Annotated in this window: 15 protein-coding genes; 13 read left to right on the top strand and 2 right to left on the bottom strand. The window is 56.4% G+C overall.

Annotated features, from left to right (window positions below):
• Positions 1-37: 37 nt before the first annotated feature.
• The 13 genes from METMI_RS0108225 (at position 38) to hypF (ending at position 9,980) form a co-directional block, all read left to right on the top strand.
• On the top strand, positions 38-883 hold the full coding sequence (locus METMI_RS0108225) for a hydrogenase expression/formation protein (RefSeq protein WP_019865805.1): 846 nt from the start codon (positions 38-40) through the stop codon (positions 881-883).
• On the top strand, positions 880-1,101 hold the full coding sequence (locus METMI_RS0108220; protein ID WP_019865804.1) for a rubredoxin: 222 nt from the start codon (positions 880-882) through the stop codon (positions 1,099-1,101). The genes METMI_RS0108225 and METMI_RS0108220 overlap by 4 nt, the downstream gene beginning before the upstream one ends.
• Positions 1,102-1,103: 2 nt before the next feature.
• Entirely contained in the window at positions 1,104-1,565 is a 462-nt protein-coding gene (gene hybE, locus METMI_RS0108215; RefSeq protein ID WP_019865803.1) for a [NiFe]-hydrogenase assembly chaperone HybE, read from the top strand.
• A gap of 54 nt (positions 1,566-1,619) precedes the next feature.
• Positions 1,620-2,747, top strand: a complete 1,128-nt coding sequence (locus METMI_RS0108210; RefSeq protein WP_019865802.1) for a hypothetical protein — start codon at positions 1,620-1,622, stop codon at positions 2,745-2,747.
• A 123-nt stretch (positions 2,748-2,870) separates the two neighbouring features.
• A complete protein-coding gene (gene hypA, locus METMI_RS0108205) occupies positions 2,871-3,272 on the top strand; it encodes a hydrogenase maturation nickel metallochaperone HypA (protein ID WP_456299004.1) in 402 nt (133 codons plus the stop codon).
• The gene (gene hypB / locus METMI_RS23435; RefSeq protein ID WP_019865800.1) at positions 3,272-4,069 is read left to right on the top strand and encodes a hydrogenase nickel incorporation protein HypB; all 798 of its coding nucleotides are present in this window, start codon (positions 3,272-3,274) and stop codon (positions 4,067-4,069) included. The genes hypA and hypB overlap by 1 nt, the downstream gene beginning before the upstream one ends.
• Positions 4,070-4,095: 26 nt before the next feature.
• On the top strand, positions 4,096-4,311 hold the full coding sequence (locus METMI_RS0108195; RefSeq protein ID WP_019865799.1) for an addiction module protein: 216 nt from the start codon (positions 4,096-4,098) through the stop codon (positions 4,309-4,311).
• Complete coding sequence (locus METMI_RS0108190) at positions 4,308-4,598, top strand: type II toxin-antitoxin system RelE/ParE family toxin (protein ID WP_019865798.1); 291 nt, start codon at positions 4,308-4,310, stop codon at positions 4,596-4,598. The genes METMI_RS0108195 and METMI_RS0108190 overlap by 4 nt, the downstream gene beginning before the upstream one ends.
• Before the next feature lie 59 nt (positions 4,599-4,657).
• On the top strand, positions 4,658-4,900 hold the full coding sequence (locus tag METMI_RS0108185) for a HypC/HybG/HupF family hydrogenase formation chaperone (RefSeq protein ID WP_019865797.1): 243 nt from the start codon (positions 4,658-4,660) through the stop codon (positions 4,898-4,900).
• On the top strand, positions 4,887-6,002 hold the full coding sequence (gene hypD, locus METMI_RS0108180) for a hydrogenase formation protein HypD (protein WP_019865796.1): 1,116 nt from the start codon (positions 4,887-4,889) through the stop codon (positions 6,000-6,002). Before METMI_RS0108185 ends, hypD begins: the two co-directional genes overlap by 14 nt.
• 20 nt (positions 6,003-6,022) lie before the next feature.
• On the top strand, positions 6,023-6,517 hold the full coding sequence (locus tag METMI_RS0108175) for a hypothetical protein (RefSeq protein ID WP_019865795.1): 495 nt from the start codon (positions 6,023-6,025) through the stop codon (positions 6,515-6,517).
• 95 nt (positions 6,518-6,612) lie between these two features.
• A complete protein-coding gene (hypE, locus tag METMI_RS0108170; protein ID WP_019865794.1) occupies positions 6,613-7,665 on the top strand; it encodes a hydrogenase expression/formation protein HypE in 1,053 nt (350 codons plus the stop codon).
• Positions 7,665-9,980: a carbamoyltransferase HypF gene (gene hypF, locus METMI_RS0108165; RefSeq protein WP_019865793.1), complete on the top strand. Its 2,316-nt coding sequence runs from the start codon at positions 7,665-7,667 to the stop codon at positions 9,978-9,980. Before hypE ends, hypF begins: the two co-directional genes overlap by 1 nt.
• Before the next feature lie 196 nt (positions 9,981-10,176).
• Here hypF and METMI_RS0108160 read toward each other — a convergent pair whose 3' ends face one another.
• Together METMI_RS0108160 and METMI_RS0108155 are read right to left on the bottom strand one after the other, a co-directional pair.
• On the bottom strand, positions 10,177-11,424 hold the full coding sequence (locus METMI_RS0108160) for a (Fe-S)-binding protein (protein WP_019865792.1): 1,248 nt from the start codon (positions 11,422-11,424) through the stop codon (positions 10,177-10,179).
• Position 11,425: 1 nt separating this feature from the next.
• Entirely contained in the window at positions 11,426-11,869 is a 444-nt protein-coding gene (locus METMI_RS0108155) for a hypothetical protein (protein WP_029151551.1), read from the bottom strand.
• Positions 11,870-11,872 lie beyond the last annotated feature (3 nt).

Raw genomic sequence — 11,872 nt, 5'->3', positions numbered from 1 at the left:
CGCCTTTCTTGTAACCCTAAAATAAACCACGACCATCATGAGTTCTATTTCACTCCCTATTTTCGGACTAGGCAGCCAACCGCCTGAACAAGACGGCGCAACGTTGGATTATCTGCAAATGCCGCAGGACATGGCGACTTACGCCATGCCGCAGATTTCGGCGGATTTGAATGCACACGATTTGGCACAGGCGAAAGCCGTCTTGCTGCAATTGCAACAGGATTTGGCGGCCTTTCCGGCAGTGTCCAAACCCAACGACCTGACGCAACTGGACGCGGACAACCGCAAGTTCATTGACGAACTGTTGGGCGAAGGCGAGGTCAGCGTTATCGGTTCCGGCGGGCAAGTCCGCATCCAGGAATCGGTGCTGGCCGGGGTTTGGCGGTCGCAAACGCTCAATGCCCAGCGGCAAATTGTTGATGAGGTGTTGGAAGTCGGCATTATCCCGCAACAAATCATGCAATTGGCGTTTGACGGTGCGGCTAGCCACATCGACACGGCTTGGGCGGCGTTGCCCGAAGGCGTGATGAACGCCCCGCCGCTATTGGCAGAACTCAACGCCAAAATTGCCGCATACCCAGCAACCCATGAGGCGCATAGCATCAATTTGAGCCTGTTGCCGCAAACCGAGCAGGATTTGGCATTTCTGGAGCAACGCTTGGGTAAAGGCACGGTGGCGATATTGTCCCGGGGCTACGGAACAAACCGCATCACCGCCACTGGCACAAAGAGGGTCTGGTGGGTGCAATATTTTAACTCCCAAGACACCCTGATCCTTAACACCTTGGAAGTCAGCGACGTGCCCAGCGTGGCCTGCGCTTCGCCGGAAGACATTGCCGACAGTTGCCAACGTTTGCAGGAAATATTGAAGGTGTATCTGTGAACGGGTCGTTTTTTGCCGGGGCTTATGGTGGCGACGTATCACGGTTGCCGCCGGAAACCCGGCTGGAGTGCAAGATTTGCTGGTATGTGTACGACCCGTCACTCGGCGACGAAGTCTGGCAAATACCGTCCGGCACGGCGTTTTCGCAGTTACCGGAACATTGGGGCTGCCCGCAGTGCGGCGGCAAAAAACAGGACTTTTTGTTGCTGGACGATTGAGCATGTTGTGGCGGGAGAGCGGGCAAATCCGGCTCGCGCTGGAAACGGCATTCAACGATATTTTGGACGCCCGGATGGGCGGGCTGCCGATAGCCAACACCGCGCTGTCGGTACAAGCTATCGGTTTCAACCGCTTTAACGAAGATTGGCTGGGCGTGTTGCTGACACCTTGGTGCATGAATCTGTTGCTATTGCCGGGTTCGGACAGCACTTGGTGCGGGCAAGCGTCCGGTACCAGCATCGAGCGGAGCTTCCCCTATGGCACGTTTGAATTTACCTTGGGCAGTGAAACGCTGTTGGGGATGTACGCGCAATGTTCTTTGTTTTCGCCGATGTTCCAGTTCGCGGATCAAGCCGCCGCGCTGGCGGCAGCACAAGCGGCATTGCAAGGCTTGCTGGCCACCCCGGAACCGCGTGGCATCAGCCGCCGCGATTTATTACGCGGGACTATCGGCAAACATTGAACGATGCCCGCTGGTTCTTTAACTATTGAGCTATACCATCGCTCAGGTCAGGCAATGGATGCGCACATCACCTCTACCCGCCCTGACGCGGCAACACGGGTGTTGCTAGGTAAAACCCCGGAACAAGTGCTCGCCACCGTGCCATTGCTGTTCACACTGTGCGGCAATGCCCAAGCCTACGCCGCGTTGCTGGCTTGCCGTACCGCGCTGGGCATGGCTTCCGAACCCAAAGCCGATACCGCCCGCGAACTGCTGGTGCAACTGGAAACCCTGCGCGAACATGCGTGGCGGATTTTGTTGGACTGGCCTAGTTTTATCGGCCTTGCCCCCGATAAAACCCACTTGGCGGCCTTGCTTAAATTCGACGCGCAATTCAAGCAACTGTTATTTCAGGATGGCATGGCGTTCAGGTTGGATAGCCATCTTGCCCCCGATATGGCACGGCTAAGCGGGCTGGTGGCGGAATTGTCGGCATTAACCGACACCGCGATTTTTAACGGACGGCAAGCCGATTTTCAGGCACTGGATACCGAAGCGCAGTTGCAGGCTTGGCTATTGCAAAACCCGGCAATATCCGCCCGCTTGCTGGATTTTTTATATCGCCAAAACTGGGAAGCCATCGGACAAAACCCCGTCGCCTGTTTGCCGGAACTGGATGGCCAGGCATTAAACCAACGCATGCAGCAGGAAGGTTTGACGGCTTTTGTGAGGACACCCCATTGGCAAGGCCGCTGTTTTGAAACGACATTGTTGAACCGCCAATTGGCACGGCCATTAATCAGCGAATTGCAAGACCAGTACGGCAATGGCCTGATTGTCCGCATCCTGGGCCGCTTGTCGGAAGTCGCCGGCATACCCTCCCGGTTAAACCACCTTTTGGCGCGGATAAACGACGGCACAGGCTTGCCCATAACCAGCACCGCCAGCGATGGCTTGGCCCTGGCTCAAGTCCAGGCGGCACGAGGTCTGTTGATCCATCGCTTGGTGTTGCGGCAAGGAAGGGTGTACGATTACCGGATAGTCGCGCCCACCGAATGGAATTTCCATCCCGAAGGCGTGGTCGTGCAAGGCTTACGATGCTTACAAGCCCAAAATTCTGACAATCTGCGGCAACAAGCGCAACTGCTGGTTAATGCGATAGACCCCTGCGTCCAATACACTTTAAACCTGATTGAGCGTTAAAAAATATGTACGACAAATCTACCTGGAGCAACAAGCATTTATCGGCAGGGATAGCCATGCATGACAAATTTGCCGGGAGCAAATTTGCATTTACCCGAAGGGTGCATGGCAGGGATAGCCTGCATGACAAATCTGCCGGGAGCAGATTTGCATTTACCCGAAGGGTGCATGGCAGGGATAGCCATGCATGAACTGTCCCTTTGCGAAAGCATCTTGCAGGTATTGGAACAACAGGCACAAACCCAGCAATACCGCAAAGTCAAAACCGTATGGCTGGAAATCGGCGTGCTGGCCGGTGTCGAAGTTGAAGCCTTGCGCTTCAGTTTTGATGTTGTGACGCAAGGCTCGCTGGCTGAACAGGCCAAACTGGAAATCATCGACATGCCGGGCCAAGCTTGGTGTATGCCGTGCGGGCGTAATGTGGCAGTGCAGCAGCTATATGATCTATGCCCGCACTGCGGCAGCCATCAATTGCAAGTCAACAGCGGCGATCAAATGCGGATCAAAGAACTGGAGGTAGAATAATGTGTGGCATCTGCGGCTGCGGCGAGGGCCATCCCCACTCGCACGATCACGATCATGAACACCCGCATGATCATTCCCATGAACACGGACACGCCGCGGCGCACACCCATGCGCCGGGTTTAAGCCCCAAGCGGATGGTGCAAATCGAACAGGACATTCTGGCGAAGAATAACCGCTACGCCGCCGAAAACCGCCATTATTTCGGCGAACGCGGCATACTGGCGTTAAATCTGGTGTCCAGTCCCGGTTCCGGCAAGACCACGCTGCTGACCGAAACCATCGCCCGGCTGAAAGAAGACATCGCCATCACGGTGATCGAAGGCGACCAGCAAACCGCCCGCGACGCCGAGCGCATTCGCGCCACCGGCGTACCGGCATTGCAAATCAACACCGGCAAAGGTTGCCATCTCGATGCGCACCGCGTCGGCCATGCGCTGGAAAGCCTGCAACCGAAACACCAGAGCCTGCTGTTCATCGAAAACGTCGGCAATCTGGTTTGCCCATCGGCATTCGATCTGGGCGAAGCGCATAAGGTCGTAATCCTATCGGTCACCGAAGGCGAGGACAAGCCGGTCAAATACCCCGATATGTTCCATGCCGCCGACCTGATGATCCTGAACAAGACCGATTTGTTGCCGTACCTGGATTTCGACAGCGAGCAATGTATCCAGTATGCAAAACAGGTCAATCCGCGCATCAAAATTTTGCCGCTGTCGGCCAAAACCGGTGAGGGGATGGACAGCTGGCTGCGCTGGCTGAAGGCTGAGCTGGAGTTGCAGGGGATTGTTTATGCGTAGTGGCGAGCGAGAAAGAGGTTTTTGAAATGAACCGGAAACAGTTATTTGATCAAGCGTTAAACTTGCCGTTGGCAGACAGGGCGGCTTTGGTCGAGCAGTTATTAAGTAGCCTGGATCAGCCCGACCGGAGCATCGATGAATTATTAGCGATTGAAGCCGAACGCCGGATCGACGCATACGATAACGGCGAGCTGCGCTCAAGCCCAGCCGAACACGTTTTTAGCCGCTTGGAATCGAATTGAAGCTTAGTTTTCTTGAGGCCGCCGAGGCCGAATTGCAAACTGCGATGGACTACTATAACTTGCAAAAATCAGGTTTGGGGCAGGAGTTTCTTGCAGAAATAAAAGCGACGGTTGGCCGGATAGCCAACTTTCCTGAAGCCTGGCAGCCGCTGAGCCAACGCACCCGGCGCTGCCTGTCCCGCCGATTTCCATATAGCGTGATCTATCAAATACGCGACGATGAAATATTGATTATCGCCGTAAGCCACTCACATCAAAAACCGATGTATTGGCAGGATAGATTATGATTTCTCTTAAAATACAGTAAATTAAGGTGCTAATAGCCCCTACAACAAAAATCTAAATTATGTGCCTAGCCCTCCCCGCTCAAATCATCGCCATTAATCCCGCCAGCAACATGGCGACCGCCTCGGTCGGCAATGTCAAAGTCGAAGTGTCGCTGGCCCTGGTCGACGATGTCGCGCTCGGCGATTACGTCCTGGTGCATGTCGGTTATGCGCTGAATAAAATCGACGAGGACGAAGCCTTAAAAACCTTAGCCCTATTCGCCGAAGCCGGGTTAACGGGGCAAGCTTATGAAATACATTAGCGAATTCCGCGAGCAAGGCCTCGCGCAGCAACTGGCGAACGCGATTGCGCAAACCGTAAATCCCGGCCGCCATTACCGGCTGATGGAATTTTGCGGCGGCCATACCCATGCCATTTTCCGCTACGGCGTCCAGGACTTGATGCCCGCGAACGTCGAATTCATCCACGGCCCCGGCTGTCCGGTGTGCGTATTGCCGACCGGCCGCATCGACAATGCGATACAACTGGCCGGAAGCCAGGACGTCATTCTCTGCACCTATGCCGACTTGATGCGGGTGCCGGCTACCGGCCGCAACAGCTTGCTGAAAGCCAAAGCTGATGGCAGTGATATCCGCATGGTTTATTCGACGCAGGACGCGTTGAAAATTGCCAGGGAAAACCCCGGAAAACAGGTCGTGTTTTTCGCGATCGGCTTTGAAACCACGACGCCACCAACCGCCGTCATCATCCAGCAAGCCCAAGCCGAACGCTTGGCTAATTTCTCGGTGTTCTGCAACCACGTCCTGACCCCCGCCGCGATGCAAGCCATACTGGATGCGCCGCAGCCAGTATCGATAGACGCCTTCCTCGGCCCGTCCCACGTCAGCACGGTGATCGGCAGCCAGCCTTATGAAGTATTTGCTGAGCGCTACGCCAAACCGATAGTCATCGCCGGTTTTGAGCCGCTGGACGTGATGCAGTCGTCGCTGATGCTAATACGCCAGCTCAACGAAGGCCGCTGTGAGGTCGAAAACGAATACAGCCGCGCCGTCACCCGCGACGGCAATCTGAAGGCGCAGGCCTTGGTGCAGGCCGTGTTCGAGTTGCGCCCGCAATTTGAATGGCGCGGCTTAGGCTTGATCCCTAACAGCGCGTTGCAACTGAAACCTGAATATGCCGATTTCGATGCCGAACAACGCTTTAACATGCCCGCCATCCAAGCCTCCGATACCAAAGGCTGCGAATGCCCCGCCATCCTGCGCGGCGCCAAAAAACCGCAGGATTGCAAGTTATTGGGCACGGTGTGTACGCCTGAGAACCCGATGGGGTCTTGTATGGTGTCGTCGGAGGGGGCTTGCGCGGCGTATTGGTCGTATGGGCGGGTACGGCGGGCAGTGAAGTAGCTTGTTAATTATCAGCAATCATGCATAGCGTATTTCTGCAATTCCTCGAACAGGTAGCAAGATCTGGTGGCTACGAGCCAGCGCAAACTTGTACAACCTTCAATTTAGCCAAGAGTCCAGATGCAAAAGGAGTTCTACCTGGTGCAGTCTATGGTATCGTTGTTGCACTTAATGACGTTGAAGCTCGAATTCTTGAAGCGGAGGCTCGTGACAAAAAAAGCCTCAAAACTCCATTGAGCAAGATCAAGAAAATCAGCTTAGGCCAAGTAGATGCTATTCCCATTTATTGGGGGAAAGATGCTGCAGTAGGATTCCGTCTTTATCGACACATTCTCGATAAGAACCCAAAAACTGGTTGCTTGGGTGGGCGCTTTTATACCAGCCTTGCTACAACTGACCTACTGGTCGCGAGCTTGCCAGTCAACGATTTCGTTGCTTTTGAAAAGTATGTTGCAGATCAATATCCGCCGATGCTTTATAACGTTAAAGCTTCCAACATTGGTAGGTTTTCTTGAATGGAGGGTTGGTACCCAACCAGCCAACTCGACTCCGTTTTGCTATGGGAGCTATTTTTGTCGTTATCACATAAATTCCACTCGTACGTTATCACATGAATCCAAAGCGCATTCCATTTCTGTCCCGCCTCGACCTCACCCACGGCAAAGTCGACCTAAGCCACGGCGGTGGCGGCCGCGCGATGGCACAGCTTATCGACGAGCTGTTCATCAAACATTTCGATAACGACCTGCTGCGCCAACGCAATGACCAAGCCCTATTTGCCGTGCCTGCAGGACGGCTGGTCATCAGCACCGACGGGCATGTGATTTCGCCATTGTTTTTTCCGGGCGGCGACATCGGTTCGCTGGCGGTGCATGGCACGGTCAATGATGTCGCGATGTCCGGCGCGAAGCCGCTGTATTTGGCGGCGGGTTTTATTTTGGAAGAAGGCTTGCCGCTGGCCGATCTGGAAAAAATCGTCATCAGCATGGCCGCCGCCGCCCAAAGTGCCGGTACGCCTATCATCACTGGCGACACCAAAGTGGTGGAACGCGGCAAAGGCGATGGTGTGTTTATCACCACCACCGGCGTCGGTATCGTGCCGAAGGGCGTCAATATTTCGGGTAACCGCGCGCAACCGGGCTGTGCGATTTTGCTCAGCGGCCCGATTGGCGACCATGGCGTCGCGATTATGGCCGGGCGGGAAAACCTGCAATTCGGCACGACGCTTGTGTCCGATTCCGCCGCGCTCAATTCGCTGGTCGCCGCTATGGTCGCCGCCGCACCCGCCGACATCCACTGTTTGCGTGACCCGACCCGTGGCGGCTTGGCGACGGCGTTGAACGAACTGGCGCAGCAATCCGGCGTCGGGATGGTCATTGACGAGGCGCAGATACCGATAAAAGACGAAGTCAAAGCCGCTTGTGAAATTCTGGGTTTGGATCCTCTGTATGTCGCCAACGAAGGCAAACTGGTGTGCATTTGCAATGCGGTGGCTGCCGAACGCCTGCTCGCCGTCATGGGGCAACATCCGCTAGGCCGCGATGCCGCAATCATCGGAGAAGTGGTTGCCGACCACCACCACTTCGTGGAAATGCGCACGGCTTTCGGCGGCAGGCGCATCGTAGACTGGCCAGTCGGCGAACAGTTGCCGCGCATTTGCTGATGCCCGGCAGGGCGATCAGGATCCGTGGCATCGTGCAAGGCGTCGGCTTCAGGCCGATGGTCTGGCGGCTGGCAGGGCAACACCAGCTGGCCGGGGAAGTCTGGAACGACGGGCTGGGCGTGATGATCCATGTTTTCGGTAGCGATGCAGACCTGGATGCGTTCATCCGGCAAATCCCGCTGCACCAACCGCCGCTGGCCCGGCTGGACAGCCTGGAGGTGCAAATTTTGGACGGTTTGCCCCGCAGCGACGGGTTCCGCATCGTCGCCAGCCAGCACAATGGCATGGAAACGCCTGTCGCCGCCGACGCCGCCACTTGCCCCGATTGCCTTGCCGACATTGCCGACCCAAGTAACCGCCGTTACCGTTATCCCTTCACCCATTGCACGCATTGCGGGCCGCGCCTATCTATCATCCGGCGTGTGCCTTATGACCGCTGCCATACCAGCATGGCGGAATTTGCGCTGTGCCCGCAATGCCAGCAGGAATACGATGACCCCGCTGACCGCCGCTTCCACGCCCAAGCCAACTGCTGCCCGGACTGCGGCCCCCAGGTTTGGCTGGAAGACCAACATGGCCAGCGCTTGGATTGCACCGATCCGCTGGCACAAACCGCCGACTTGATCCGGCAGGGCCATATCATCGCGATCAAAGGCCTGGGCGGTTTCCATCTGGCCTGCGATGCTACAAATGCCGACGCCGTCAGCCGTTTACGTGGACGCAAACGCCGTTATGCCAAACCCTTCGCGTTGATGGCCCGGGATGCCGCCATGATTGCCCGTTATGCCAAGCTGGACGACGGAGAAACTCTCGCCTTGCAGGATAAAGCCGCGCCGATTGTGTTGCTGGCGGCGCACGGCGAAGCTTTGGCGCCGGGAGTTGCACCGGGCGATGACAAACTCGGTTTCATGCTGCCGTACACGCCGTTGCACACCCTACTGTTGCAGGATTTGGACGCGCCCATCGTGCTGACTTCCGGCAATAGCAGCGACGAGCCGCAATGCACGGACAACAACGAAGCACGGGAAAAATTGGCCGATATTGCCGATTACCTATTGCTGCATGACCGCGCCATCGCCAACCGCCTGGATGATTCGGTCGTCCGGCTAATGGGCGGCAGCCTCCGCTTGCTACGTAGGGCGCGTGGTTACAGCCCCGACGCGTTGCCCTTGCCACCCGGTTTCGGGCAAGCCAACAACATCTTGGCGATGGGCGCGGAGCTAAAAAACAGTTTCTGTTTGCTGAAAAACGGCCAGGCCATTGTTAGCCAGCACATCGGTGACCTGGAAAATGCCGCCGTCCAGCACGATTACCGCAAGGCCATTGATTTGTACCAGCAGCTGTATGATTTCCGGCCTGAAGTTATCGCCGTAGACAACCACCCTGGCTATTTGTCCACGCAATATGGGCAAACCCTGGCAGCCACAGGACAAGCAGTTTTAGTCCCCGTGCAGCACCATCACGCCCATTTGGCGGCCTGTCTGGCTGAACACGGTGCCCCGCTGGACGCACCGCCACTGTTGGCCGCCATCTTCGACGGCTTGGGCATGGGCGGTGACGGGGGCTTATGGGGTGGCGAATTTCTGCTGGGCGATTACCAAAGCTGCACCCGGCTCGGCCATTTCCAGCCCATCGCCTTGCCGGGCGGCACCCAGGCGATGCGCGAGCCTTGGCGCAATGCGTATGCGCAACTGCGGCATTATTTCGACTGGCCAACATTGCAACGGGATTATGCCGGGCTGGACATCATCAAGTTGCTGGCAAGCAAGCCGCTGGCCACGCTGGAAACGATGGTCGCCAAAAACCTCAACTCGCCGCCAAGCACTTCCTGTGGCCGTTGGTTCGACGCCTTTGCGGCCGCGCTTGGCTTGCACGGCGAAGCGGCCCATTATGAAGGCCAAGCGGCGATTGCCTTGGAAACCCTGGCGACCCCCTTATTTGCGGCCGGGCAACCCTATCTTCAAGCCTGGTCGATAGAGCGTTGCCAAGGCATGTCAGTGCTAAGCTGGCAAGGCCTATGGCAAGCGGTGCTGGATGAGCTTAAGCGCGGCACGGACAAAGCCCTTATCGCCGCCCGTATCCACCACAGCCTAGCCGCCGCGACTGCCGGGCTGCTGGAACAGCTCAGCCGCGAAACGGGGATTGGCCACATCGTGCTCAGCGGCGGCGTCTTCCAAAACCGCCTGTTGCTGGAAGCCGTGACCCGGCAATTGCAGTTGCACGGCCTTACCGTGCTGTCGCCACAACGCTACCCGATGAACGACGGCGGTTTGGCATTGGGGCAGGCGATGGTTGCCGCCGCTTTAAATGGATGAACCGTTTCTGCCGCAAAATGAATAGCCGGAACGGGTTTGTACCAACAGTAGGCGCATTAAGCGACCCGTTCCGTACGTTTACAGTGCCTATAGGTATTTTGAAACGTTAGGACGGGGTTTCAAACCCCGTCCTGCTTTGAATCTTCGTGTCCTTTGTGGTGGGTAACAAAAGGTTAAAAGATTTTTGGACGATTGCTTACTTGAGGTTTGTAGGCAACTGCCGGACGAGGATATGCAAAGGATGGACAACTTTGCCGCCCTCGGCACCCAAAAAAACCGCACACCCAAAATTGCTGCTGACCACCCAATCCGCCTGGGCGGCGGCTATCGCTTGCCGTTTTAGGCCGCGTAATTGCTTGGCATTGTCAGGACGGGTGAGCATGTAGCTTCCACCCGCACCGCAACACAGAGGGTTATCGGCTAAGGCGGCAACTTCCAACCCGGGGATTTTTGCCAGCAAGGCGTACACCGTTTGCTGGTTTTTCAAGACATTGCGTTGGCTGCAGGGCTCGTGCACCGCAACTTTTTCCGGCAAGGCTTGCAATGGCAAGCTTTCAGGCCAGTGGTCGAGCAAAAACGCCTGGATATCCTGCAACCGTTGCCTGAATAGCCCCGCCGCTCCAGTATCCTCATCTGGGTATCCGCTTAACATCGCCCCGCAACCAGTGGCGGTATGCAGCACGGCATCGGCTTCCAGCGCGTTGAAAACGGCCAGGTTTTTTGCTATCAAATCCGTGGCGGATTGCCCGTTGTGTTGGTGCACCGCACCGCAACAGGCTTGTTGTGGAGGCACCACCACCTCATAGCCAATCGCGTTCAGCAGCGTGATGGCGGCTTGCAAGGTGCCTTGGTCGAAATGCTCGGCGATACAGCCCGTGAACAAAGCGACTTGCCCGCGTTTTGTACCCATGGCCGGGTGCTGCGCCGCCAAGGGCTTTAACGCAGGTTGAAGCAATAAAGCGTCGGCCTCAGCCAAACGCAGTTTTTTCAATAAGCCAATCCGCCGCAAGGGCTTTTGCAAACCCGATTTTAAATACGCCGCCAGCAACGGCAGTAGCCCAAACCGCCAGCGTTTGTTTTCAATGAACCAAAACGCCAGTTTTCCCAGCCAGTCCGGCCCGGTGTGCAACTGCGCCCGGGCTTGGTCAAACAACTCGCCGTAAGCCATCTTGCTAGGGCACACGGCCTCGCAAGCGCGGCATTGCACGCAGTTGTCGAGATACTGGCGTTCATCCGGGGTAATGGCTTGGTTTTCAAGCAGGATTTTGCTGATGGTGCGGATACGGCTGCGCGGGGTTTCTTCGTTGGTTTGGAATAGGCGGAAGGTCGGGCAGCTGCTGACGCATTGCCCGCAGCGTAGGCAATCGCTGGCATCGGGGATATAAGGCCCGGTTATGGGCTGGTCGCTAGTCGGGCCAAAGCCCATGTCCATAAAATCGAACATGTCAGGACTCCATCACTTTCACATAAGCGCGGCGCAGCAATTCCATTTCCGCAGGTGGCCTGCCCCGCAGTTCCGGCAAGGTTTTTAGCTGGCAAGCGCGGCTTTGCAGCAATTTATGCGGCGGGTCCAGCAACATGAACCGCGCCATGTGGACGGTGACAATGCCGCCAGGCGTGTCGATCTGTTCGCTAAAACCGGATTCCGCTTGCAACAAATCATTGTCGAGCTGCAAAAGCTGGTTGATGGCGTTGACCAACACCGAAGGGTGCAGGCTAATTTTAGCTTCGGTGAATGCTTCTGGCTCCAAGGCGCTGGACAACACAGGCAATGGGTTTGGGAAACAGACACTGCCGTCACCGTTTTGGGCGAACAGGGTCAGGGCGCTGATGTCACCTTTGTAATAAAGCATCAAGCGGTGGTTTTTGAAGAGTCCGTCAGTCAGCATGGG

It is taken from the genome of Methylovulum miyakonense HT12 (genome assembly GCF_000384075.1).
GTDB lineage: Bacteria > Pseudomonadota > Gammaproteobacteria > Methylococcales > Methylomonadaceae > Methylovulum > Methylovulum miyakonense.
This window is presented reverse-complemented; position numbering and strand designations above follow the sequence as displayed.